General features: G+C 50.8%; 20 protein-coding genes. 17 read left to right on the forward strand and 3 right to left on the reverse strand.

The genetic code is table 11. The features are described 5' to 3' along the window. Window positions 1–25 precede the first annotated feature (25 nt). The 10 genes from PM3016_RS10670 to PM3016_RS10710 all read left to right on the forward strand — a co-directional run bounded on the left by PM3016_RS10670 (window position 26) and on the right by PM3016_RS10710 (window position 15,910). Window positions 26–1,006, forward strand: a complete 981-nt coding sequence (locus tag PM3016_RS10670) for an ABC transporter permease (protein WP_014650295.1) — start codon at window positions 26–28, stop codon at window positions 1,004–1,006. 22 nt (window positions 1,007–1,028) lie between these two features. Next, on the forward strand, window positions 1,029–1,913 hold the full coding sequence (locus PM3016_RS10675) for a carbohydrate ABC transporter permease (RefSeq protein WP_014369444.1): 885 nt from the start codon (window positions 1,029–1,031) through the stop codon (window positions 1,911–1,913). Window positions 1,914–1,960: 47 nt separating this feature from the next. After that, window positions 1,961–3,037 carry a family 43 glycosylhydrolase gene (locus PM3016_RS10680; protein WP_014369445.1) on the forward strand — a complete coding sequence of 359 codons (1,077 nt, stop codon included), beginning with the start codon at window positions 1,961–1,963 and terminating at the stop codon, window positions 3,035–3,037. A 35-nt stretch (window positions 3,038–3,072) separates the two neighbouring features. After that, window positions 3,073–5,517, forward strand: coding sequence for a glycoside hydrolase family 3 N-terminal domain-containing protein (locus PM3016_RS10685; RefSeq protein ID WP_014369446.1), 2,445 nt, complete (start codon window positions 3,073–3,075; stop codon window positions 5,515–5,517). A gap of 40 nt (window positions 5,518–5,557) precedes the next feature. Beyond that, complete coding sequence (locus PM3016_RS10690) at window positions 5,558–6,463, forward strand: nucleoside hydrolase (RefSeq protein ID WP_014369447.1); 906 nt, start codon at window positions 5,558–5,560, stop codon at window positions 6,461–6,463. 18 nt (window positions 6,464–6,481) lie between these two features. Next, window positions 6,482–8,881 (forward strand): alpha-L-rhamnosidase-related protein, encoded by a 2,400-nt coding sequence (locus PM3016_RS10695; protein WP_014369448.1) that lies wholly within the window; start codon window positions 6,482–6,484, stop codon window positions 8,879–8,881. 78 nt (window positions 8,882–8,959) lie between these two features. Then, window positions 8,960–9,898 carry a nucleoside hydrolase gene (locus tag PM3016_RS10700; protein ID WP_014369449.1) on the forward strand — a complete coding sequence of 313 codons (939 nt, stop codon included), beginning with the start codon at window positions 8,960–8,962 and terminating at the stop codon, window positions 9,896–9,898. Between the two features lie 71 nt (window positions 9,899–9,969). Then, window positions 9,970–10,089 carry a beta-xylosidase family glycoside hydrolase gene (locus PM3016_RS40715; RefSeq protein WP_013915572.1) on the forward strand — a complete coding sequence of 40 codons (120 nt, stop codon included), beginning with the start codon at window positions 9,970–9,972 and terminating at the stop codon, window positions 10,087–10,089. Window positions 10,090–10,113: 24 nt separating this feature from the next. Continuing rightward, window positions 10,114–12,816 (forward strand): glycoside hydrolase family 78 protein, encoded by a 2,703-nt coding sequence (locus tag PM3016_RS10705; RefSeq protein ID WP_014369450.1) that lies wholly within the window; start codon window positions 10,114–10,116, stop codon window positions 12,814–12,816. 595 nt (window positions 12,817–13,411) lie between these two features. Next, window positions 13,412–15,910, forward strand: a complete 2,499-nt coding sequence (locus tag PM3016_RS10710) for a fibronectin type III domain-containing protein (RefSeq protein ID WP_014369451.1) — start codon at window positions 13,412–13,414, stop codon at window positions 15,908–15,910. Window positions 15,911–16,001: 91 nt separating this feature from the next. On the opposite strand, the gene PM3016_RS10715 is transcribed toward PM3016_RS10710, so the two are convergent. Together PM3016_RS10715 and PM3016_RS10720 are read right to left on the reverse strand one after the other, a co-directional pair. Beyond that, entirely contained in the window at window positions 16,002–16,766 is a 765-nt protein-coding gene (locus PM3016_RS10715; protein WP_014369452.1) for a hypothetical protein, read from the reverse strand. Further along, window positions 16,756–16,911, reverse strand: a complete 156-nt coding sequence (locus PM3016_RS10720; RefSeq protein ID WP_238540493.1) for a hypothetical protein — start codon at window positions 16,909–16,911, stop codon at window positions 16,756–16,758. Before PM3016_RS10720 ends, PM3016_RS10715 begins: the two co-directional genes overlap by 11 nt. 376 nt (window positions 16,912–17,287) lie before the next feature. Between PM3016_RS10720 and PM3016_RS10725 the strand changes: the two genes are divergently transcribed. Both PM3016_RS10725 and PM3016_RS41115 read left to right on the forward strand, forming a co-directional pair. Next, window positions 17,288–17,761 carry a MerR family transcriptional regulator gene (locus tag PM3016_RS10725; RefSeq protein ID WP_013915579.1) on the forward strand — a complete coding sequence of 158 codons (474 nt, stop codon included), beginning with the start codon at window positions 17,288–17,290 and terminating at the stop codon, window positions 17,759–17,761. A gap of 20 nt (window positions 17,762–17,781) precedes the next feature. Continuing rightward, complete coding sequence (locus tag PM3016_RS41115) at window positions 17,782–18,654, forward strand: SRPBCC family protein (protein WP_014369454.1); 873 nt, start codon at window positions 17,782–17,784, stop codon at window positions 18,652–18,654. Window positions 18,655–18,791: 137 nt separating this feature from the next. Here the strand turns inward: PM3016_RS41115 and PM3016_RS10735 are convergent, their stop codons facing one another. Then, window positions 18,792–19,553 carry an SDR family oxidoreductase gene (locus PM3016_RS10735; RefSeq protein ID WP_014369455.1) on the reverse strand — a complete coding sequence of 254 codons (762 nt, stop codon included), beginning with the start codon at window positions 19,551–19,553 and terminating at the stop codon, window positions 18,792–18,794. Between the two features lie 157 nt (window positions 19,554–19,710). On the opposite strand from PM3016_RS10735, the gene PM3016_RS10740 reads away from it, so the two are divergent. The 5 genes from PM3016_RS10740 to PM3016_RS41350 all read left to right on the forward strand — a co-directional run bounded on the left by PM3016_RS10740 (window position 19,711) and on the right by PM3016_RS41350 (window position 24,616). Beyond that, window positions 19,711–20,604, forward strand: coding sequence for an AraC family transcriptional regulator (locus tag PM3016_RS10740; protein WP_014369456.1), 894 nt, complete (start codon window positions 19,711–19,713; stop codon window positions 20,602–20,604). 62 nt (window positions 20,605–20,666) lie between these two features. Next, a complete protein-coding gene (locus PM3016_RS41120) occupies window positions 20,667–20,966 on the forward strand; it encodes a hypothetical protein (protein ID WP_337999622.1) in 300 nt (99 codons plus the stop codon). Further along, window positions 20,884–22,407 (forward strand): alpha/beta hydrolase family protein, encoded by a 1,524-nt coding sequence (locus PM3016_RS10745; RefSeq protein ID WP_014369457.1) that lies wholly within the window; start codon window positions 20,884–20,886, stop codon window positions 22,405–22,407. Before PM3016_RS41120 ends, PM3016_RS10745 begins: the two co-directional genes overlap by 83 nt. A gap of 101 nt (window positions 22,408–22,508) precedes the next feature. Further along, window positions 22,509–22,931, forward strand: coding sequence for a VOC family protein (locus tag PM3016_RS10750; protein WP_014369458.1), 423 nt, complete (start codon window positions 22,509–22,511; stop codon window positions 22,929–22,931). Between the two features lie 129 nt (window positions 22,932–23,060). Then, a protein-coding gene (locus PM3016_RS41350) for an IS3 family transposase (RefSeq protein WP_420798945.1) occupies window positions 23,061–24,616 on the forward strand; the annotation gives its coding sequence in 2 pieces (ribosomal slippage) (window positions 23,061–23,712 and window positions 23,712–24,616; 1,557 coding nt in all). The last annotated feature ends 143 nt before the right edge of the window (window positions 24,617–24,759 follow it).

Below are 24,759 nucleotides of genomic sequence, written 5' to 3' on the forward strand. Positions count from 1 at the left end.
TCACCGGGGGGCAGAATTCGGCCCTATGGGCAAGAAAGGAAGATCCGCCGTGTTGAATAAAATGACAGAAGATCGAATAGCCATCTTGGATTCGGTGGCTAAGCCGGGGAAAAAACGCGCATGGATGTTTCAACTGCCCTTGCATCTGATGATTTTGCCAGGGCTGATCTTGATTCTCGTCTACAGCTACGGCCCTATGCTCGGAGCCGTCATCGCCTTCCAGGATTTCAACCCTGCACGAGGCATTTTCGATTCCGAGTGGAACGGCCTTGATAACATCCGTTATGTTATGGCCTTGCCCGGATCCTTCCAGATCATCTGGAATACGCTTATCATTGCCGTAATGAAGATCGTGGTCGGGTTGATCGTTCCGGTTGTGGTTGCTTTGCTCCTTAACGAGATTCGCAAGGAGCTGTTCAAGCGAACGGTTCAGACCTTGATTTATCTGCCGCACTTTTTGTCTTGGATCATACTCGGAGGGGTTCTGATCGATATTTTGTCTCCTACATACGGACTCGTTAATCAAATGTTGAACGGGCTCGGATTGGATTCGATCTATTTCTTGGGCAGCAACGACTGGTTCCGCTCCGTTCTGGTCACATCGGATGTGTGGAAGGAATTCGGATTTAATACCATCGTCTATTTGGCTGCGCTGACCGGCATTAATCCGACGTTATACGAAGCGGCGGTAATTGACGGCGCGAATCGGTGGAAGCAGACGCTGTATGTGACTCTGCCAGGTATGGCGCCGATCATTATTTTGACAGCAACGCTGGCTTTGGGCCAGGTCCTCAATGCCGGTTTCGATCAGGTATACAATTTGTATAGTCCTCAAGTGTATGAGACAGGCGACATTATCGACACATTCGTTTACCGGATCGGCATTGTCGATGCACAGTACGGAGTAGCGACAGCGGTTGGTCTCTTTAAATCCGTCGTTTCTTTGATTCTGCTTTCGGCGTCTTACTTCCTTGCCTACCGTTTCGCCAACTACAGAATCTTCTAAGAGGGAGAGGGGAGGAACAATCATGGTAGAACGCTATACGCTGAGCCGTAAGATGTTTATAGGGTTTAATTACATGTTCCTGGCGCTCTTGTCGGCCCTGTGCATATTACCGCTTATTCATGTGCTGGCTGTATCGTTCAGTTCAAGTTCTGCGGCTGCCGCCGGCTATGTGAAGCTTTGGCCGGTGGAATTCACACTTGAATCGTATAAGTACGTCCTGGGTAAAGAAGCGTTTTTTGATTCCATCCTGATGACGATCCAACGCGTCGCCGTCGGCCTGACGGTCAATATGTTGCTGACGATCCTCGTCGCTTACCCCCTGTCGAAAGAGGTAAATAAATTCCGGGGACGGACGGTCTACGCTTGGGTGTTTGTGTTTACGATGCTTTTTAACGGCGGGCTGATTCCGTTGTATATGATGGTGAAGTACACCGGAATCCTTGACACCGTATGGGCACTCGTCCTGCCGCAAGCGGTGCCGATTTTTAACATGATCCTCTTGCTTAATTTCTTTAGGGGCCTGCCGAAGGAATTGGAAGAAGCAGCCTTTATGGATGGTGCCGGCCACTGGACGACGCTCTGGAAAGTGTATGTGCCGTTATCCGCTCCGGCGCTGGCTACCATTACGCTGTTCACCATGGTATTCCACTGGAATTCCTGGTTCGACGGTCTTATTTTCATGAACTCGCCGGAAAATTACCCGCTGCAGAGTTACCTGCAAACCGTAGTGATCCAGCAGAATTTCAATAACGCCAGTCTTGAAACGATAGCGGAGTTGTCGAAAATCAGCGACCGCACCTTTAAGTCGGCGCAGATCTTCCTCGGTTCGCTGCCGATTCTGCTCGTGTACCCGTTCCTGCAGCGCTTCTTTATGAGCGGGATCGTGCTCGGCAGCGTGAAAGAATAGCATATTCAGAGAAATCCCAAAGATGGTTACAACGAAGGAGCTAGTCGATGAGATACCATTCGATCAGACCGGGCCAGGTATGGCTGGACACCGAGGGCAAACGAATTCAGGCCCATGGCGGATCTATTATTACCGTAGGCGATACATTCTATTGGTATGGGGAAAACAAAGAAAAGACAAAGGCTGGCAGCGGGATTTGGCACTGGGGCGTCAGATGCTACGCCTCCAAAGACTTATACAACTGGGAAGACAAAGGCGTCATCATTCCTCCGGACGTTGACGACATTGATTCGCCGCTGCATCCTGCACAATATATGGACAGGCCGCATATGATCTTTAGCCAGTCGACGCAGAAATTCGTATGTTGGATTAAAGTCATGAGGCAGGAGGGGCAGAAGTCGACGATCTTAACAGCGGACCATATCCTTGGTCCCTACACGGTTGTACGAAAAGATATCCGTCCTTTAAACATGGGCGCCGGCGATTTCGATTTGGTCGTCGCTCAGGACGGCAAGGCCTATTATTACTTTGAAAGAGTCCACTCTGAACTCATTTGCGCCGATTTGACTGACGATTATACGGATGTAACCGGCTATTATTCTACGCATTTTCCAAATCTCCAGCCTCCTTACGTGCGGGAAGCGCCGGCTTATTTCAATCGGAAAGGGCTGCACTATTTATTTACGTCGGGAACAACCGGCTATCATCCGAACCCATCCCAAGTCGCCTGCGCGAAAACCTTCCATGGCCCGTGGGAGGTTCTGGGGGATCCGCATCCTGACGACCGGTCGCGCACGTCTTATAATTCGCAAATTACGTCCGTCTTTAAGCACCCGTTCAAGAAAGACCTGTATATCGCGCTCGCGGACCGATGGATACCGAATCTTCCGGAGCTTGTAGGGGATCGTTTTGCGGATGGAACGCAATCCCGCATCGCAGCCGACCTTTATAAGTCGATTTTCGACCCGGAAATCGACTATGTATTGAAAGAGGAAGACAAGCTGCCCGTATCACTTGATTTCGATACTTGCCATTCCAATTATGTATGGCTTCCGGTCCGCTTCGACGGGAATATGGCTTACCTGGATTGGAAGGAAGAATGGAACATAGAGGATTACGAATAGTCATGAATTGACTGAGGCAGGAGTGGAGGATACGCATGAACAGAACAACGCTCAATTATTTGGATTCTTCCCTGTCAGCTCAAGAGCGTGCGAATGATTTGTTGCAGAGGATGAGTATCGAAGAAAAAATGGGCCAGATTGTCGGCTATATGCCGGATAAAGGGTCGATTGAGAAGCTGGAGAAGAACTACCCCCAAGGCGCCGGGGAAGTCGTTATGTTATTCGCCGGCGAGTTGGAGAACAAAGAGTCCGTTGTGGAAAAGGTCACCCGCATCCAGGACAAAATGATGGAATTAAGCGAACACCGCATTCCTGCTATTTTTCACCTGGAAACGTTGGCGGGTGCGCTGCTCCCGGAAGCGACAAGCTTCCCGCCGGGAATCGGACAAGCCTCCACCTGGAACCCCGGGCTTCAGAAGGAACTGGCCACTATTATTCGCAAGCAGGCCCGGGCCGTCGGCGTTTCGCATGCGTTCGCCCCGGTGTTGGATATTGCCCGTGATCCGCGCTTCGGTCGTTTTGGTGAAACGTATGGGGAAGACCCGGCATTGGCGGCGGCAATGGGAACGGCTTATGTGTCGGGTTTGCAAAACGATGGTGACCTTAAAGAAGGGATGCTGGCCTGCGCCAAACATTTTGTCGGCTACCATATGACCCAGGGAGGTATTCATGCTGCGGCAACGCCGGTTCCGCCAAGAATGCTCCGGGAGGTATATGCGAAGCCCTTCCAGGCTGCCATGACGCTTGCAAATATGAAATCGATCATGAATACGTACAGTTCCATCGATGGCGAACCGGTCGGTGGCTCCCGAAGGTACCTCACCGAATTCCTGCGTGAGGAAATGGGCTTTGACGGCATGGTCGTATCCGACTACACCTCCATCGCGGAGCTTCATACGAGGCATATGGTTAGCGAGACCCGGACGGATGCCGGCGAATTGTCTTTGAAGGCCGGCATGGATGTGGAATTACCTTCCAAAGACTGCTATAACGAAGAGTTAATGCAGCGTGTTCGTGAAGGTAAGGTCTCCATGGAGATTCTCGATCAAGCTGTCCGTCGCGTATTGATCGCGAAGTTTGAATTGGGGTTGTTCGAGAATCCTTATCCAATGTCGAGTGATGCCGTGGAACGGATTTATACAGACCCTAACAATAAAGAAACCAGCTTGGAAGCGGCACGTCAATCGATCGTTCTGCTGAAGAATGATGGCCTTCTTCCGCTGAAAAGGAACGCGCAGAAGAAGATCGCCGTGATCGGCCACCATGCGGCATCCACGAGATCCTTGTTCGGCGGCTATTCGTATACGAGCTTGTTCGATGCCATGCACAATGTGGGGAACACGATGGCAGGCGTGGATTTTGAAAAAATCTCAAACCTGAGTGCGAGTGAGTTCGGCGCGGCTAAGAATCACTATACGTATCCAGGAAGCATTGTCCAGGTTGAGAGCGCGAAGACGGAGGAGCTCGTCAGAAAGCATTATCCGACGTGCCATCACCTGCTGGAGCAGATTACTCTGGAATGCCCGAGTGCCGAAGTGACCTACGCTTATGGTTACGCCTATGCCGGGAACGATACGTCCATGCACGATGAGGCATTGGCGGCAGCAGCGGAAGCGGATGTGGTCATCCTTACGTTAGGCGGGAAGCATGGCTGGGGCATGTTCTGCACAACGGGCGAAGGCATCGATACGACGAATATTGGGCTTCCGGAATGCCAGGAAAGCTTCATCGGGAAATTGGCGGCTTTGAAGAAGCCGACGGTTGCGGTTCATTTTGACGGCAGACCGATCTCGAGCGACATGGCCGACCAACATATCGACGCGATGATTGAAGCTTGGAACCCCGGGCAATACGGGGCGAAAGCCGTGACGGACATCTTATTCGGCGATTATAATCCGGCGGGAAGATTGCCTGTTTCGGTCGCTTACAACGCCGGGCAAATCCCGCTTTTTTACAACCACGATCATGGATCGAGCTACCATGTCGGTACTATGAACGAATATACGAGTTATCTGGATTGCCCGCGCGAGCCCCGGTATTACTTTGGACATGGCTTATCGTACACCTCCTTCGGTTATTCGAACATGACGGTCAGCAAGGAAGCGTATGAGCCTGCTGAGCAAGTTATCGTCACAATTGACGTCACGAATACGGGTGAGGTATTCGGCGAGGAAGTCGTTCAGCTCTACATACGCGACAACTATGCGAGTGTTGTTCGTCCCGTACAAGAGCTGGCCGGTTTCGTTAGAGTCCCGCTGCAGCCGAACGAGACAAGAACGGTCCAATTCCTCATGGATCCGAGTCAATTTGCTTTCTTGGATACCCACATGGCATGGAAAATCGAGGCAGGTGAATTCGAAGTGATGATAGGGGCTTCTTCCCATGACATTCGGGCGAAAGGTTCTTTCCGGATTTCCTCCGACTTGTTCATTGACGGTAGAACTAGAGGGTTTTATGCAGAGGCAAGCATTCAGTCGTAATTCGATTGGTTTGAATATGCAGAACGGGAGTAGGGTAAGTATGAATTTTCAAGTGCCGGACCCGAAGCGGGTAAGAGTGCTCATGAACACGGACGCCAAAAATGAGGCGGACGACCAGTACGCGATCGTACATGCTTTGCTCACGCCTATGTTTATGAACAAGGGAATGATTGCGGCACATTTCGGTACCGCGCGGACAACCGAATCGATGGAAGAAAGCTACGCCGAAGTGAAGCATGTTCTAAGTCTGATGGGGGATGCCGGAGAGGTGCCGGTTTACAAAGGGGCACCACAGGCGCTGCAGGATGAGCAAACGCCCGTCGTCTCGGAAGGCGCGGAAGCGATTATTCGCGAAGCGCTCTTGGACGATTCCCACCGGCTCTTCGTCGTGTTCCTTGGGCCCTTGACCGACTTGGCGTCCGCATACCTTATGGAGCCTCGTATTGCAGACCGATTGACGGCAGTATGGATCGGCGGCGGGCCATACCCTAACGGTAGATCGGAATTCAACCTGAGCAATGATATCCACGCGGCTAACGTGGTGATGGGCTCCAATATTCCGCTCTGGCAGGTACCGCAAAACGTGTATGGCATGATGCGGGTCAGCCTGGCGGAATTGGAAGCCAGAGTGAAGCCGCACGGCGAAATCGGGAAGTACCTGTTTGATCAGCTCATTCAATATAATGACGATCCTGCGCATGGGTGGCCGAGAGGCGAGTGCTGGGGCTTGGGCGATTCCCCGGCCGTGAGCCTGATTCTCGACGATCTGGAATACTCGGACGGCTTTGTAACGGTGCCCGCGCCGCGAATCACCGCTGACATGCACTATGTTCACCATCAAACGGAACGGCTGATCCGGGTCTACCGGAATGTTGATGTCCGATTTACGCTGGAAGACATGTACGCCAAACTGGAGTTGTTTGCCAAGAAACAGGCGGGAAAATAAAACAGAGGGGGAAATGAAATGGAGGAGAATCGGTTATGGAATGCCAGATGGATCTGGCATCAAAGTTATCCATGGACATCGGATCCGGGAGCGCACGAAATGGTTTGGTTCCGCCGTGAGTTTGACGTCTCTGATCCTCATCTCGCTCAGCTTGTCGTCGACGTTTCTGCAGACAGTCGGTATCGCTTATTTCTCAACGGCGACTCGGTCTCGGTTGGACCATGCAAGGGCGACCGGTCGACGCATTATTACGAGACGGTGGATCTGAGCGAACGTTTAATTGCAGGGACGAACGTGTTGGCGGCTCAGGTGCTGCACTTCGCCCCTTCCGGTCCTCACTTGTTAGGAGTCAGCGGACCGCTTTCGATTCATCGGGCGGTCAGCGGCGCGATGTTTCTTGAGGGAGTATTAATTGAAGGAAACGGACACTCCCAAACGTTGCATTCCGACGAGAAGTGGCTGTGCAAAAAAATGCCGGGATTTAAGATTGTACCGAGCCCGATCATCTTCTTTCTCGGCGGGTTTGAAGATACCGACGGGAGCGGCCTTGACCATGGCTGGGAGCTGCCCGGATACGACGGTGAAGGTTGGGCGAATGCAGTAATCGTTTGTGAGACTGGCGATAAATTCGGCCAGCTGACCCCGTGGCCATTGGCGCCGCGCCCGATTCCGCCAATGCGCGAAGAGCCTGCTTCGTTCCGGGGCATCACGAAAGCCGACGATAGAGCTGCCATTCCCAGTTACGAGGCCATGTTGAGAGGCGGAGATACAAGAAGTGTAAGAGTGGAAGCTGGCCAATCCATTTGGCTGGAGCTGGATGCCGGCGAATTAGTGACCGGATACGTGACGTTGAAGCTGCGGGGCGGCAGAGAGAGTCGGATCAAGCTCCTTTATGCAGAAAGCTATGAGGAACCCGCTTCGAATCTTCATCACAGAGTCAAAGGGATTCGGGATGATGCGGAAAACGGGATCCTCCTTGGGGAAGCGGATCATTATACCGTGGCGGGAGTGGGCATCGGAGAAAGCGTGGAGCGTTACGAGCCATTCGACTTCCGCACCTTCAGGTATCTTAGGCTTGAAGCTGCAGCGAAAGACGAGCCGCTTGAGATCGTTCTCCTATCCTACCGAGACACCGGTTACCCATTGAATGCTCAAGCTGCATTCTCTTGTTCGGATCCGGACTACGCTGCACTTTGGGAACTGTCGTTAAAGACGCTTCGGCGCTGCATGCATGAAACGTACGAAGATTGCCCGTACTACGAGCAGCTGCAATACACGATGGATACGCGTCTGCAAATGATGTTCACTTACGCGGTCAGCGCCGACGACCGGCTGGCTCGACGTGCGCTGTTCGATTACCATAGTTCCGCGCTGCCTTCGGGCATGCTGCAGAGCCGCTATCCATCCGAGTATAGACAGGTTATTCCTTCCTTCTCCCTATATTGGATTCATATGCTCTATGAGCACTATTGGCATTTTGGAGATAGAGAGTTGATTCGGCGGTATGTACCGACGATGACCGGCGTTCTGGATTGGTTCCGAAGAATGCTGACGCCGGAAGGGCTTGTCGCCCCGACGCCGCGCGCTTACTGGCCTTATTTCGACTGGTGCATCGATTGGGAGAATGGAACGCCTCCGGCCCATGCGAAAGGTCCGCTCACGCTTCTAAGTCAGATGTTTGCGGCAGCACTTCAAACCGCTTCCCAAATCTATGAAGCGGTTGGTTGGTCGGATGCTGCACGCGAAGCAAAGGCGGACGCGAATGCCGTGAATGAAGCGCTGCTTCGGCTTTGCTGGAGACCGGAACGCGGGTTGTTCGCAGATGGGCCGGAAGTGGAGGAATTTAGCCAACACGCCCAGGTGTGGGGCGTTGTATGCGGCACTGTACAAGGAGAAGATGCGGTTCGTTTGCTGGAGCGTACCATCGAACCGCAGGCTGAGCACATGGCGCAGCTATCGGTGCCGGCTTCCTATGAACTGTTTCGAATGCTGTCGCGTCACGGGTTGTACGGGAAAGCATCCAATGTGATTGATCGCTGGAAAGCTTATCTGCATTTGCATTTAACGACGCTGCCGGAGGTAACGGATGACAATCATCCCCGCAGCGATTGCCATGCCTGGAGCGCGCTGCCGCTATCGGAGTTCACCGGCGAGATTCTAGGGGTTCGACCTGGCGCTCCGGGGTATTCGGAGATCATCGTTGCACCCCAGCCATTGCAGCTGAGTTGGGCGAAAGGCAGCGCCGCCACCCGTCACGGGTCCGTTGAAGTCGAGTGGACTCTGGATGAGGAAGCGGTATTCCGAATGTCGGGAAACGGACCGGTAGGAATTCCGCTCCTCGTAATGCTGCCTAACGGCAAACAGGTTGAGTTCCGGCATGGTGGGAAGTTCGAAGCGTCAGCCAAGCTGAGGGCATAGCTTGAAAGGCGAGATGGCGTATCCGGACTGGAGCGGAATGGAAAGTAGTAGACTGTGATGGAATGGAGACGATCAACCGTGATCTACGACAAGTACAACTTTACCGTACCTAACCCAAAGATGATCCGGCTCATCATGGACACGGATGCAAAGAACGAAGCGGACGACCAATATGCGATTGTCCATGCCCTCTTAAGCCCGAAATTCGACAATCGAGGATTCATTGCTGCCCATTTCGGTGATTGGCTGTCACAGAGCAGCATGGAAGACAGCTATGAGGAAATTGCGAAGATTCTGGATCTTATGCAGATACCGGACAACCATCTGATATTCAAAGGGGCTCCGAGGGCTCTAGCCGATGAAACGACGCCGATTCCCTCGGCCGGAGCGGAGCTCATCATCAAAGAGGCAATGTCCAATGATCCGCGGCCCTTGTTCGTCACGTTCTTAGGTCCCCTTACGGATATGGCCTCCGCTTTGTTGATGGAACCTCGTATCGCTGACCGATTGACGGTGATCTGGATTGGAGGAGGCGCATACCCGGCAGGGGAGCCGGAATATAACCTGTGGAACGATATCCACGCGGCAAATGTCGTGTTCAAATCCAAAGTCCCCGTGTGGCAGGTTCCCAAAAACGTATATCAGCGCGTCATGGTCTCGATGGCTGAGCTGGAGTATAGGGTTAAGCCGCATGGAGAGCTGGGGAACTATCTCTTCGAACAGCTCGTTGAATTCGGACATACGGAGGCTGCCATCAACACGGCCATCCGAACCGGCGAATGCTGGTGCTTGGGCGATTCCCCTGCCGTAGGGCTGCTGCTTTGCGACCATGAATACCATTACGACTGGCTGCCTGCTCCGGAATTCACTGCGGATATGAGATATATTCATGAACGGAATAACCGGCCGATTCGCGTCTACAAAGATGTAAACAGCCGGTTTATCTTAGAAGACTTCTTCATCAAGCTGGCTATGTTTACCGAGAAACAACGCGCTTCCATTATGAGATCGCGCTAACCTATGATTCGGACAAGGGGTGCAAAGTAATTCTACGGCGCCGGATACCGTTCGGCACCGGCGAATGTGCTTTGCTATCTACCGAGGTGGCCGGCGGTTTCACCGGCGTGTATATCGGGATGTATGCAACGGGAGATGGCAGACCTTGCACCGTTCCCGCCTATTTCGATTGGTTCGAATACAAGCCGTAATGACCTAAAGGAGCGACGATCTTGATGAACCATTTTGCAGTAACGAACCTTCGGGTGAACTATAGAAAGAATCCATTGGGTATAGATGATCTTCGTCCCCGGCTCAGCTGGCAGATGACGTCGGAAAAGAGAGGCTTTATCCAGTCCGCCTATCAAATCGAGGTCGCAAATCAGGGCGATTTTATGTCGGTATTGGTATGGGACTCCGGCAAGATCGAGTCGGACCGCAATGTTCATATCGAATACGCCGGCCCTAACCTGAAATCCCGTACGCGTTATTATTTCAGGGTTCGCGTATGGGATGACCAAGGGAGCGTAACGGAATGGAGCGAACCTTCCTACTGGGAGACGGCTCTGTTAACTTCCGGGGAGTGGCAGGCCAGCTGGATTACGCCGTCTTCGTCGCCTCAAGACGCAGATCAAGAACCGTGTAACTATTTGCGCTCGGACTTCACGGTACCGGGCCAGATCGTGTCCGCGCGGATATACGCCACTTCGCTCGGGTTGTACCGGCTGTTCGTGAACGGTGTGCCTGCCGATGACACGTTATTTAACCCCGGTTTCACAAGCTATACGAAACGCCTTCAATATCAAACCTACGATGTTACCGTGTTGATCTCCCAGGGAGCCAACACGATCGGCTGCATGCTGGGGAACGGATGGTACAAAGGATATTTGGCGTGGGAAGGCAAGAAGGAATTCTTCGGGGCAAACCGCGCCGTTCTGATTCAGCTGCATGTGACATTGTCGGACGGATCGGAACGCATCATCGCCTCGGATGGAAGCTGGCGCGCGTCGACCGGACCGCTGCTCTACTCGGAGCTGTATCATGGGGAAACCTACGATGCCAGACTGGAAGTCGATGGTTGGTCTTCGCCAGGCTTCGATGATCAAGCCTGGCCGAATGCGGCCATCCATCAGGCTTCAGGTTCCACGCTTGTTGCCCAAGAGAATGAGCTGACTAAAGTGACCGAGATGCTGAAACCAGCGGCGGTGATCACCACACCTCAAGGCCACACGGTGCTCGACATGGGCCAAAACATGGTCGGGTGGGTCAGATTCACCGTGAATGCGGAAGCAGGGACCGTGATCACGCTGCAGCACGCTGAGGTGCTGGACCGGGAGGGGAACTTCTATACCGGCAATCTTCGTTCCGCTAAGCAGACGGTCACCTATATTTGCCGGGGCGGCGGAGAGGAAACGTACGAACCGTATTTCTCATTCCAGGGCTTCCGCTATGTCAAGGTGACCGGCGTTCCGAAGGAGCAGCTTATGGATCGGTTCGTGGGCTGCGTCATTCATACGGATTTGGAGCCAACCGGCAGCTTCGCGTGTTCGGATGAGTTCGTCAACAAGCTCCAGAAGAATATCGTTTGGGGACAAAGGGGGAATTTCCTCGATATCCCGACAGACTGTCCGCAGCGCGACGAGCGATTGGGGTGGACGGGAGACGCGCAGGTTTTCATCCGTACCGCGGCCTATAACATGAACATCGTCCCGTTCTTCGAGAAGTGGCTGAAGGATTTGGCGGCGGATCAAGAGGCTGACGGCAGAGTACCGCATGTCATTCCCGATATCCCCGCCGCAGGCTACGGGTCTTCCGCTTGGGGGGATGCCGCCGTCATCTGTCCGTGGACGCTTTATGAGTGTTACGGAGATACCCGTGTGCTGGAAACCCAATATCCGAGTATGAAGGCGTGGGTGGAGTATATGCGGGCGCAGGGCGACAACGAGTATTTGTGGAACACGGGCTTCCACTTCGGAGACTGGCTTGGTCTGGATGCCAAAGAAAACAGCTATACCGGCGCGACGCCGAAGGATCTGATCGCCACGGCGTTCTACGCGTATTCGACCGAACTGCTGACGAAAGCCGCTTCTGTCATCGGCCGAACCGAGGATGCTGAAGAATACCGCGCCTTGCACAAGCGAATCGTATCGGCATTCCGGACGGAATTCGTGACGCCGGGCGGCCGGGTCGCCTCCCCGACACAGACCGCGTACGTGCTCGCTCTGATGTTCGATTTGCTGGAGGAGAAAGACCGGCCCCGCACGGCGAGAATGCTGGCGCAGCATATTGAAGAGAACGGAACGCATCTTACGACTGGGTTTGTAGGCACGCCTTATCTGAACCTGGTGCTCTCCCGTTTCGGGTATACCGATCTCGCTTACCGTCTCCTGCTGCAGCAGGAATATCCGTCATGGCTGTTCTCCATAGTTCAAGGCGCGACGACGGTCTGGGAGCATTGGGACGGCATCAAGCAGGACGGATCGTTCTGGAGCGACGATATGAACTCCTATAACCATTACGCATACGGCGCAATTGGAGATTGGTTGTACCAGATCGTCGGCGGGATCGACCTGGCGGAGCCGGGCTATAAGAAGATACGGATTCAGCCGGAATTCGGCGAACATTTTACTTGGGCCGACGCTTCTTACGAATCGATACATGGTACCATTGCAGTATCGTGGAAGCGGGAGCAGGGCAGTACGTTCGAGATGAACGTGACGATTCCCCCGAATACGACAGCCGAGGTCGTCGTTCCGGTGAGCGACCGAAGCCGCATTGCCGAGAGCGGGGAGCAGCTGGATCAAATATCCGGTCTGATCCGCGTTGACGCAGCTGAAGAAGGTCTTTTCCTGGTGATCGGCTCGGGAAGCTACCGGTTTACGTTTGATGGGGGCTGGCGGCTTGGTTTAGTCTACCGGTTGCCGCTGGGGGATTTTTAGTAAGAGTAATGCTGAGTTTATTTTATTGTAATATTCGGTTTCCGCTGCTGGATTTAGGGAGAACAACCTAGAACTGAGATCGGATTTGATTTAGAAGCTGTCGGCACATGATCGGCAGCTTCATTACAAATATTGGGGGAACTGCGATGGTTGAGGAGTTTTGACTTAAGACGAAAGATGGAGCTCTTTGATGAGGCTGTTAATGTTTTTTTATCAAGATTGCATGATCAGTTCGTGTACCTCGCGGAGCGACTTACCGCGATTTTATAGTGCTGCATCTGCTGGGACATGCTATTCCTCCATAATCGAATCGATCCGGGGACCGACTGTATCCTTTTTTCGGCGGGAGTATGGATACAGCCCAATTTTTAGAAAGAATGAAGAAGCACTTCCTTCCTCCCGGAGGGAAGTGTCTTTTTTGGTTGGAAATAAAGCTTTTTTTAAGTGACATTCTATTTTACATATCTTACATTTAGTAGGAAAGGAGGGTGGGAATGGATCGAGATGGTAGCGTAGCAAATACTTTTGATGAAAGAACCGGACTGCTGCGAAGCATAGATAACCACGAACTCATTAGATTGGGAGGAATTTCGTTATGCTAATGATAAAAAAAGGATTGGCAGGCTTGTTGTTCGGCCTTTTTATGATTCTGCTGCTGCCATCTTACGTACTGGCAGCAGGAGAAGTGACAGTAAAGATTAACTCCATTCAGGTGTACGAAGACACGGTATATGTGAAAGCTACGATTAGTTCAGCTAGTAAGGTAACTCAGGTCAAGGCAAGCGTGGACCATCTTGTCTTTCCTTTGTATGGCTCTTGCTGGGATCAGTGCCAATGGGAAGGCTACTACGAAAACTTATGGGAACTCACCCAAGGAACGAAGACCTTGACAGTAAGCGCCATTAATGAATTGAAGCAGACAGGTAAGGCCGCCCAGACGTTCGCTTATGACAAACCACCGATGTTGGTTCTTCAGAAACCGCAGGATGGCGTGATCACTGCCGGATATCTTCGTGTCAAGGGCTATGCATTCGATTTCATAGGACCGTCAGAAATCCGTGCATCCGTCGCCGGGAAGGAATTTGCCGTGGATGATACTATGGTGGTCAACAATATGATACAGCTCGATCATATGATCGATCTCACCACGGCACCGGAAGGCCTTCATCAACTTCACGTGCAAGCCAAAGATACGGCCGGGCATGTCTCAGAAGATACAAGGCAGGTACTCTTGGTGAAGAAAAATCTTCAGGTGACCGATCATGTGTACGGCGATATTCTCGATTTTGATTCCGGCCGAATCCTGTACCTCGGCTACGATGAAAAGCTTTGGTTGAGGGATCGGTCAACCGGAAGCGAGACCGAGCTTTATCAAGGCTCCAATTTTAGTATGACCACATTGACCTCAAAAGGGGCCGCTTTTATTCCTTATAGGGAAGATGGGCAGGATATAAAGCTGCATTTGTTCGTGAACGGACAAACGCAGGAAATTCCAGTATCTCAGCTCCACGGCTTTGCTCTACATGGTTACGGCGGGGATGCGGCCCTGCTCTCTGAACGCTATGATGATATGACTTACGTAAATCTTAACACCGGCGAAAAGATCAAGACGAGCTGGAACCCCGTTTATGACGGCGACTTCAGTAGAGTATTCATGACCAAAGACGGGAGAGCTATCATCTTAAATTACAACCGGCTCTATGAGTACGACCCTGCAAGCGGCTACAAGCTGCTGGCAGAGCTGAATGGTGAACCGAGAGGCCTCGTTTCCGACGGGAATACCCATCTGTTCGAGATGTACGAATGGATGGGCGGCGATAAATATACGACCTATATATACAAGGATGGAAGCCTTACGGTCCTGAATACCCAAAATCGATATAACCTCAGTCCATTCGCGGTTAAAGGCGGATGGGTCGCTTACGTGAAGCTCGTGGCTGGTGTTGAGCAAATTTTCCTGCGTTCGCCCGATGGAGTCGAGAAGCAGGTTACGGATGCCTTTGATCACGCTGCCCTGGAGGCACTGGCTGAAGACGGTTCCCTCATGTATCGTACCATGGGAATCTCGCATTACCTGCCTGTGGGTGGAGAATCAGCCGTGGAAATGGGGACCTCATTCGGCGTACATCGATATGTAGATAACCGGCTCTACAAGATTACTGAAGGCACGCTTGCTGAGGTTTTGATAGACTCCCAGCCGGACCAAACCGCGCCCTACTGGCCATCACCCGAACCACTGACGGTAAGCTCGGTGACTTACGACCGTGCGGAGCTTTCCTGGCAGTCCGCAATGGATGATGTGGGTGTGTCGGCTTACGAAATCTACAAAGACGGCCAAAAAATCAATACGGTAAGCGCAGATGTTTATGCGTATGTCATCCAGAATCTGACCCCCGAGACAACGTATGAGTTTGAGGTCAAAGCAGTGGACGGAAACGGGAACGTGAGCACCGATAATCCCAAAATAACCGTAACGACACTGCCCGAACAGCCCCCTGCCGCCACAGGACTTAAGCTACAAGTCAAACCAGGTTATCTGGACACCGGATCGACGGTAGAGCTGCAGGTACGGGCAGAGCAAGCCACAGATTTATATGCTTTTCTCACGAAACTGCAGTTTGATCCCACACGATTTAAGCTGATGCAGGCACAGCTGAGCACCGATTTTGGAATAGAGAAAAGCACGGCGGTTCTCGCCACATCCAAGGGGGCGTCGGGAGTTGTGAACTGGTCCGGCTCGCTGCTCGGCCAGGTGAATGGACGTACCGGAAGCACCGGCCTGCTGACATTGAAGTTCACGGTTTTACAAAAAGGAGCAGGGGAGTTTGTTCTGCTTGAAGGCTCTCAGACGGCAGACAGCCAGGGGAACATTAGCCGCTTGGATGAACCGACACGCATCAGTGTGTATGTAGGAGGAGCCGATCTGGATGGGGACGGCAGTGTAACACTGAGCGACCTCGTACTTATCTCCTTACACAGCGGAACGAGCGAGGGACAGTCTGGTTACGATGCTCTGTACGATCTCAACAACGATCATGTGATTAATGCTTCTGATGTTCAGATCGTCGCTAATAAGGTGGCCGCGGCGGCCTAAATCTGAAGTGACTTTATTTCAAAAAAATTGACTATCCTCAGCAAGGATGAAGAAACACTTCCTCCCTCCGGGGGGGGGGGGGGGAGTGTCACTAGCGCCGCATAAATTCTGGAAAAAGAATGGAAAGGATAAGAAATACACTCTCTACCACTACGCATACAATGGTCCAGATTATTGCCTTGCGTGATGGCGGCGGGCCGTCGCGCAACACTTTGACACCTAATGGGACTAACGCTATGCAAAGTCCCAAGATCAGGAATGTAGACTCGAATCTTGTACCTTTAAGGGTGCCCAAGGGTAGGAAGAACATCGAGGCCAATGCTGTCGAGCGAATGAGCCCTAATGTACGTGAACGGTAGGCACCGATGGCCAACAGGATCCAGCCAAACATCATCATGCCATTAAAATAACGGACAATATGGAATGCATGGTACGAGTCGTTTACGGCTTTGTCAGCGAGAACAAGGCTTTGTACATTTACGAGTTGGAAGGCCATATGATCAATGCCGCCATGAAAAACACGGCCAATCAGCCCCAAAATCGTAAACATGCCGCCCCAAATGGCTAAAGCGGGATGTTTCATGCCGATGAATCTTACTAAGGTAATGATCCCGGGCCAGAGGAAGAGGCAGCCCAGCACAAAGCAGCTGTAGGCGGCAGTGATGAGCACAGGATGATCGGCGTAGGCAGCAAGCTGCGCGTCATAAAAATAATGAAATTGGATCCTGAGAAGAGCGGCTGCCAGTAATAAGAGCGGTCCAATGAGTAAGGAGAGGCCTCCGATCCAGCGCCCAGGGAACCAAAAAGCAGTTTGATCTCTTTCATGGGATGAGGTTTCTTGTATGTTATGATTCATAAACACTTCCACCACCAAAACTTCCGAAGATTTTTGACCCTATGGAGCGGTTTGCGGCTTCCATTGCAGCTGCGGCCTGACTTTTCGCTTCGATGATCTCACGGAGTGCGGCAGCCATATCGGGGGTCAGCACGTTCTGTTTCACGGTCACGGCGTTCTTCTTCCAGTTGTATTTCCATTTTAGTAAAGCTATGCCCATTTTTTTCTGCGATTTCCGATGTGCTATTTATACGCTTTTACACTTGTAGCATGTTCTTCTATCATACCGCGGCGTATCACCTCTTATTATTAACGATTCGGCGATACGACGATTAATTCCTGCTGCAGGTTAATGGATGGATTACATCATCATTGTCTTGGCGGGAAGATTTCCGAAATCGGCCGGCCACATGTTCGGCTGCCTTCTTCTACTGAAATAACGGGCAAAATTATTTTTTTAGTTATCTCTTGCACCTTACGTAACGTCACGATTTATCCTAAAGTCACCGGTAAACAGCTGGCAGCAAAGAAAGGAGTGGGTTATGCCGCAGCATTGGAAAGTGGGGGATCTTGCTAAATTAACCGGGCTTACCGTCCGCACTCTTCGATTTTACGACCAGATTGGATTATTTTCACCATCTGGGCATTCCGATAGTGGTCATCGTTTGTATTACGAAGCAGATATCAAGAAACTGCACCAAATTCTATCCTTAAAAGATTTGGGCTTATCGCTTGAAGAAATTCAATCGGTACTTAAAGGGCATACGTATACCCCGTCTCACATCGTGGGTATTCAGATTGAACGGGTCCGGAAAAATATTAAAAATCAACAGAAACTTCTGGCTGAACTCGAACGCGTTGCGGAGCAAATGGATGATCAGGATCCGCCTTCCGTCGACGAATTTATTTCTCTACTTGAAACGATGAAGATGAATCACGAAAAGTATATCATTGAACACCGGCTGAGATGGGAACACCATTTTGATCAGCTAGGCGACCTGTTAAGCGAAAAATGACAATGGGGAGGATTTACCTTATGAAACCGCGATTTACGACTCACTCTACTTTTCAAATTGAACGCATTTACCGTGCCACACCCGAACGCGTATTTGCGGCGTGGTCGGACCGGAGCGCTAAAGCGCGGTGGTATCAACCTGCTGAGGTATTCGACTTCCGCGTAGGGGGACGAGAGTTTAGTCGGGGCGGCCCTGCAGGCGGACCTGTCTTTACATTTGACGCTTATTACCAGGAAATCGTGCCTAATGAACGTCTGGTGTATTCGTACAGTCTGGACCAAGGAGAAATCCGGATTTCAGTGTCCATCTCAACCATTGAATTGATGCCGGCCAGCGAGGGCACTAAACTGGTGTTTACAGAGCAGGGAACGTTCTTCGACGGCCATGACTCACCGGAACAACGTGAGCAGGGGACCAAGGAATTGCTGGACCTTCTCGGTAAATCTCTTGGGGAAAGTCATGCAGAAACTTTCGAACTCGTGTCCCGTCGTAAACTTGATGCTCCTCGGAACTTGGTCTACCGGGCTTGGACGGAACCGGAATTACTAGCTCAGTGGTGGGGACCTAGAGGTTTCACAAATACATTTCACACGTTCGATTTAAGGCCCGGAGGAGTCTGGGAACATACGATGCATGGTCCAGACGGAACAGACTATCCAAGCCGAAACATTTTTCAGGAAATCGGGCCGGAACGTATCGTGCTGCAGCATGAGACCGGACATTACTTTACCCTGACGGCTACATTCGAAGACGTTGACGGTGGGACAGAAATTACATTCCGACAGACTTTCGAAACAGAGGAAGAATATATAAAGGCCAAACCGATTTGCGAAGAGGCTAATGAACAAAATCTAGACAGGCTCGTTTCGCTCTTAAATCACATGAGGCATTAAGCTGACTGAGAACTATAGCTCAATGAGGACAGTACGGCAGCCGGCCAGAACGATCGGCTGCCGTTGTTGTGTTATCGAGGAGATATGCGCATTAAAGGGAGGATTATTTCTTTCCTGTTACATCATACCATGTTACCTTACGCTTGAGCTGTGGGGCGAATCACGATCTCGTTCACATCCACGTCAGCCGGCTGCTCGATGGCGTACGCAATGGCACGGGCAATCGATTCCGGCGGCAGCGCGAACTTGTCTCGGATCTCTTCGAGCCGGGCCCTCACCTCCAGATTCGTCACACCCTCAGCGAAATTCGTCCGAATTATGCCGGGTGAGATGATCGTTACCCGTACCTGATCACCGGCTTCCTGTCGCAAACCCTCGGAGATGGCGCGGACGCCGAACTTCGTGGCGGAATAGACGGACTGGTTCGGTACAGTTTTATGTCCCGCTGTAGAAGCGATATGGACGAAATGTCCGGAACCCATCTTGCGAAAGACAGGCAGTGCTCCGGCGATACCGTACAATACGCCTTTCATGTTGACGTCGATCATGTCCTCCCAATCCTCGACGCGCAAGTCGTCAAGGGGAGAAACCGGCATCACGCCGGCATTGCTGACGAGAACGTCAATCGTGCCGAACCTCTCGCATGCCAAATGGATGAGCTTGGTTACGTCTTCCCGCCGTCTGACATCTGTACTGGCATACACGACTTCACCGCCAACCTCCGCGATACGGGCTGCTAGAGCCGCAAGGCGATCATGCCGGCGTGCCCCAAGTGCAACTTTCGCCCCGCGCTCCGCCAGTAAAAGCGCAGTCGCTTCACCTATCCCGCTGCTTGCACCCGTAATGACAACAACTTTGTCTTTGATTCCCGCCAAGGTTTCATTCTGGCTTAATCTCATAGCCGAGTCCTTCTTTCATCTGAATATTTGTCTCTCTCCTTTGAATTATAAGGAATATCACATTAAGGCAGGTAGACGATTCATAAGCATTCCTTGCCTATTCCTGTCCGGTTTGAGTTACAATATTCGTACTAGATAAAAGGATGGGGGAATAAGTTTGAACCAACTTATTGCCGACTTGGTCAGGCAAATTGCACGTCATGCGCTTAGGGATGGTTTGCACCAAACCGCAATTCCGGAGCTTTGTTTCAGGCGCGCATCCGCGGAATCAGAACCCACTCATACCCTCAACATGCCCTCTCTGTACATCATTGCCCAAGGCTCCAAAACGGTCACATTTGTCGAGGAGAGTCACCTGTGCGATTCGGCTAAATATATGGTTGCATCCGTTCATCTCCCGGTGATAGGGAGAATTACTCAAGCATCACCCCAGAGTCCGTACTTAAGCTTACAATTAGCCCTGAGCCCTGATGTCCTTGTAGATATAAGCAGGAAATCCAGTTCCCAGAAAAGGGGAGAAACGGGAAGGGGCGTTTTGGTCAATCCGTCCAGTTCCTCCTTGTTAGATGCGATTCTGCGCCTCGTCAATCTTTTGGATTCGCCCACGGATATGGAGATACTAGCTCCACTCTACATCCGCGAGATATTTTACCGGGTGCTGCAGGGAGAGCAAGGAGCGTTAATCCGGCAGTTTGCCGTGATCGGGAGCTATGCGCAAGGGATTTCAAATGCAATCCATATGATCAATCGTGATTATTCTAAGCCGCTAGTCATAGAAGCGTTGGCCAATAAAGTGAGCATGAACCCAACAACCTTCCACAAGCATTTCAAGAGAGTAACGGGAATGAGCCCGCTTCAGTATCAAAAGGTCATACGATTGCAAAGCGCACGCCGATTGATGCTCACGGAAGGCTTCGATGCGGCATCGGCGGCATTTCGCGTCGGCTACGAAAGCCCTTCCCAGTTCAACCGAGAATACGCCCGCTTATTCGGACGCCCGCCAATGAGAGATATCAATTATTTGCGCGACATAGAATTCAATAATGGTTGAACATAAGCCTGGGCCGCGGATTCGGAATCGGAACCGGTCTGGTTGGGTGTGGGGAATGCTCCATGCAGGTCACGGAAGCTGCCGGCGGGTTCACCGGTGTGATCATCGCGATGTACGCCACAGGCAGCGGTGCTTGGTCGACATCCCCAGCCCACTTCCGGCACTCTCGAATATTACAAAATTGTAAGGTGGATGTAAGGCAAATCGATAGCTTAGGCCAGCCTGGCAGGATAATATTGGAACAAATAAAAATAGAGATTTTTTATAAGGAGAACCGAGATGAGGCTGTTCGAACTGTTGCTTTTTTTGTCAAACATCGGCTTGTTTGCATTAACAGTCCTATTAAAAAAAGGACGGCGTAGAATTCCCGTATTCGCTGCCAGCGGGATCGCCACACTTTTACTGATCATTCATTGGACGGTGGAAGGATACAGAGTTCAGCTATTTTTCCTGTATTGCATAACGATCATTTTTTTAGCCATTTCAGGTTATAGCTATTGTAAAAAAAACGTCCAAAAGAAAATCCCACGATTCATGTTGGGTTCAGCTTATACCGCTACAGCGATCATGCTGGTCGTAACAGCGGGTCTCATGTATGCTTTTCCTGTATTTAAACTACCTGAACCAACAGGCGAATTTATGGTAGGAACGCAAACCTTTCATTTCGTGGATACAAATAGGGAAGAGATTTTCGACGAAGCCAGAGATGGAAAGAGAGAATTAATGGTTCAGGTATGGTATCCGGCTCAAACTGGCACCGGCAAGTACGCTCCCTTTATTCCCGATACCCCGATTTTACATTATATGGCGGCGGACTATGGCCTTCCCGGGTTTACTTTTCAACACCTGAAGTATGTATCCAGTCATTCTTATTCGGGGGCCGAAGTCTCTTCGGCGCAGACTTCATACCCGCTGATCCTTGCGAATCCCGGCAACGTCTCTTCCAGGTTCCTCTACACGTCACAAGCCGAATATCTCGCGAGTCACGGATATATTGTGGCAGTGATCGACCATACCTACAATACATTTGCAACCGAGTTTCCGGACGGGCGAGTCACGACCAGCACAACCAACGACTTATTCTCACCCCACCATGATTACCGGACGAGCAGAGGAAATCGCGACAAGCTGGGAACAGTTCTAACCGGCGATGTGGCATTTGTGCTGGACCAATTCGAGCTCATCCAATCGGGGCAAACTCCAAGTCATCTAAAAGGGAGGATGGATCTAGGTCATGTCGGGGTGTTCGGTCATTCCATCGGCGGTGCGACGGCCTATGACGCTTCTTACGACCCGCGAATCGCGGTTGGAATAGACTTGGATGGAGGGCTTTATCGACTGCGTGACAGAGAGGGACTGCGAAAGCCGTTTTTGTTCATCAACTCGGAAAGCTATTTCGAAAAATTAAAAATGGTCATGGATAACCGGGTCTACACGGATGCAGAGCTTAACCGTATGGGCTCAACAAGAGAGTGGGAGGATCAAGTAACGGAAGATAAAAAGTTGGAGCTTGAACGGATGCGCGATACAGCCGAGGAAGGGGGACAAGTCCTCTATATCGACAATGCGGAGCATTTGAATTTTGCCGACGTACAGTTCATTTCTCCGATTTTCAAAGTGCTGGGCATTTCAGGAAAGATTGCGCCTGAAAGAGCGAACTCCGTTATCAATGCCTATATGCTGGATTTCTTCGATATGTATCTGAAACATCAAGGCGGAATCTTAATGAAAGGACCGGATCGCCGCTTTCCGGAGGTGAAGTTCGTCACCTCGCTATTGACAGGTGATAACAAGTTACGTTAGCACAACATTCAGGGAGCAGGTTAACATGCGATTTATACCCAATCCTTGGAAGGGTGCTATAATATAAGAGCAGGATGAAGATTTCAATGAAGGAGGCCCCAATGATTCAATCCATTGTCCATATTGCTCTTGTTGTTAAGGACTATGATGAAGCTATAGATTTTTATACAAAGAAGCTGAACTTCACACTAATTGAGGATACATATCAACCCGAACAAGATAAACGATGGGTCGTTGTATCTCCACCTGGGTCTGCAGGTGCTACATTACTGCTTGCAAAAGCATCAAAACCAGAACAAGATGCGTTTATTGGAAACCAGTCGGGAGGCAGGGTTTTTCTCTTTTTAAATACGGATGATTTTTGGAGAGATTATAATGAAATGGTGAGTAGGGGAATTGAGTTCGTTAGAGAACCAAAGGAACAAGAATATGGGACTGTTGCTGTATTTAAGGACCTATATGGAAACCTGTGGGATTTGTTAGAGTTAAATCAAGACCATCCCAGTTCAAAGAGAATGAAGTAGTGCCTATTTCATTGGGCTAAACGGGAGACGTTGTTCAGCACCATACAGGAGCAGATTGCCGTGATACGCTCCCCATACGGTAGACAGGTGAAATAATAAAAAACCTGTTACTGTAAGGGGAGCTTTTTCATGTCTAAAGAAAAATACTGTGCTACGGAGAAACTTGCTATCCTTGAAGAAGTTTCAAGTGGAAAAATTGGTTTTATCGCTGCAACCAAAAGATACGGTATGAATAAAACAACTTTAATGAAATGGCAGCGTCGTTATAAGCTATATGGGTATGAAGGACTGGAAAGAAGTACTCGCAATCGAAGTTACAGCGCTGAGCTGAAGCTTCAAGCGGTGAAAGATTATGTAGAGGGTGGATTGTCAAAATACCGGATCATCGACAAATACAGGATCTCAAGTACAACGCAGCTTTCTAACTGGATTAAGAAGTATAATGGTCATAGCAGCTTAAAAGCCTACAAAGGGGAAGCACAAGCTATGACAAAGGGTCGCTCTACTACGTGGGATGAGAGGATCGATATCGTCCACTATTGCCTGGCACATCAGCATGACTATCATAAGACAGCTGGCCAGTTTCAGGTCTCCTACCAGCAAGTATATCAATGGGTGAAGAAATTCGAAGCCGGCGGTGCGGATGCTTTAAAGGATGGCCGGGGGCGAAAGAAGGCGCCGGAAGAGATGACGGAGGCAGATCGCCAGAAGCTCGAGATGAAGAAGATGGAATACGAAATGGAGAGGCTTCGGGCGGAGAATGCATTTCTAAAAAAGTTACGGGAAATCCAAAGGAGGCGAAGCTAAGCCAATATCGCCAAGAGAACGTCTACCTTGCCATCCAAGCGCTTCAGGAAGAGGAGTCGATCAGCATTCAACTTCTGTGTGAAGTCGCAGGAGTTGCACGCTCAAGCTATTACAAATGGTTAAACCGCAAACCCAGCTCTCGTGAGCAGGAGAATGAGCGGCTGACAAAGATGATGATGTCCATATATGAAAAAGTAGAGAAAACCTTTGGGTACCGCCAATTAACACTCCACATGCGCAAGGAAACCGGACAGACGATTAACCATAAACGCGTGTACCGGCTGATGAAAGTCAAGGGAATCCAGTCGGTCATCCGCAGGAAGAGAAAGAAATACCCTCATTCTACTCCCCAGCACGTGGCCGAGAATGTGCTGAATCGTAATTTCCAAGCAGCTGAACCCAATGAGAAATGGGTAACGGATGTAACAGAATTTAAATACGGCAACGGTCAGAAAGCGTATTTAAGCGCGATTCTCGATCTTCATGATAAATCCATCGTCTCCAGAGTAGTGGGGCATTCCAACAACAACCCACTTGTTTTCGAGACGTTGAAGCAAGCCTTGCAAGCAGCTCCAGGAAGCAAACCAATGCTTCATAGTGACAGAGGATTTCAATACACTTCACTTGACTTCAAAAAGCTTTTGGACGATAACGAACTGACTCAAAGTATGTCCCGGGTTGGGCGGTGTATCGATAACGGGCCGATGGAATCCTTCTGGGGGACCTTAAAATGCGAGAAGTATTATCTACACACTTACCAAACCTTTGAGGAGCTTGAGAGAGACATTCTGGCTTACATCGATTTTTACAATAACGAACGATTACAAGCAAAACTAAACGGCCTCAGTCCAATGGAATACAGGACCAAGGCCGCTTAAGATTTTTATTTTTTGTACTGTCTACTTGACGGGGGGCTGTTCACCGCCGCGGCAGCTGCTCCTTCTGTCGTTTAGCTATTGTGCGTTGGAGGATTCCAGGAGGTAGAAGTGCAGCCGGCGATGGAGTTTTGCTGGAGCCATTT

This window comes from Paenibacillus mucilaginosus 3016 (assembly GCF_000250655.1).
Classification (GTDB): domain Bacteria; phylum Bacillota; class Bacilli; order Paenibacillales; family NBRC-103111; genus Paenibacillus_G; species Paenibacillus_G mucilaginosus.

Coding starts and splice junctions, on each gene's coding strand:
- PM3016_RS10705 (WP_014369450.1), top strand. CDS start 10,114: ATGAACCATTTTGCAGTAACGAACCTTCGGGTGAACTATAGAAAGAAT.
- PM3016_RS10745 (WP_014369457.1), top strand. CDS start 20,884: ATGAGGCTGTTCGAACTGTTGCTTTTTTTGTCAAACATCGGCTTGTTT.
- PM3016_RS10675 (WP_014369444.1), top strand. CDS start 1,029: ATGGTAGAACGCTATACGCTGAGCCGTAAGATGTTTATAGGGTTTAAT.
- PM3016_RS10725 (WP_013915579.1), top strand. CDS start 17,288: ATGCCGCAGCATTGGAAAGTGGGGGATCTTGCTAAATTAACCGGGCTT.
- PM3016_RS10685 (WP_014369446.1), top strand. CDS start 3,073: ATGAACAGAACAACGCTCAATTATTTGGATTCTTCCCTGTCAGCTCAA.
- PM3016_RS10710 (WP_014369451.1), top strand. CDS start 13,412: ATGCTAATGATAAAAAAAGGATTGGCAGGCTTGTTGTTCGGCCTTTTT.
- PM3016_RS10735 (WP_014369455.1), bottom strand. CDS start 19,553: ATGAGATTAAGCCAGAATGAAACCTTGGCGGGAATCAAAGACAAAGTT.
- PM3016_RS10680 (WP_014369445.1), top strand. CDS start 1,961: ATGAGATACCATTCGATCAGACCGGGCCAGGTATGGCTGGACACCGAG.
- PM3016_RS41115 (WP_014369454.1), top strand. CDS start 17,782: ATGAAACCGCGATTTACGACTCACTCTACTTTTCAAATTGAACGCATT.
- PM3016_RS10670 (WP_014650295.1), top strand. CDS start 26: ATGGGCAAGAAAGGAAGATCCGCCGTGTTGAATAAAATGACAGAAGAT.
- PM3016_RS10715 (WP_014369452.1), bottom strand. CDS start 16,766: ATGAATCATAACATACAAGAAACCTCATCCCATGAAAGAGATCAAACT.
- PM3016_RS10695 (WP_014369448.1), top strand. CDS start 6,482: ATGGAGGAGAATCGGTTATGGAATGCCAGATGGATCTGGCATCAAAGT.
- PM3016_RS10750 (WP_014369458.1), top strand. CDS start 22,509: ATGATTCAATCCATTGTCCATATTGCTCTTGTTGTTAAGGACTATGAT.
- PM3016_RS41120 (WP_337999622.1), top strand. CDS start 20,667: ATGCAGGTCACGGAAGCTGCCGGCGGGTTCACCGGTGTGATCATCGCG.
- PM3016_RS10690 (WP_014369447.1), top strand. CDS start 5,558: ATGAATTTTCAAGTGCCGGACCCGAAGCGGGTAAGAGTGCTCATGAAC.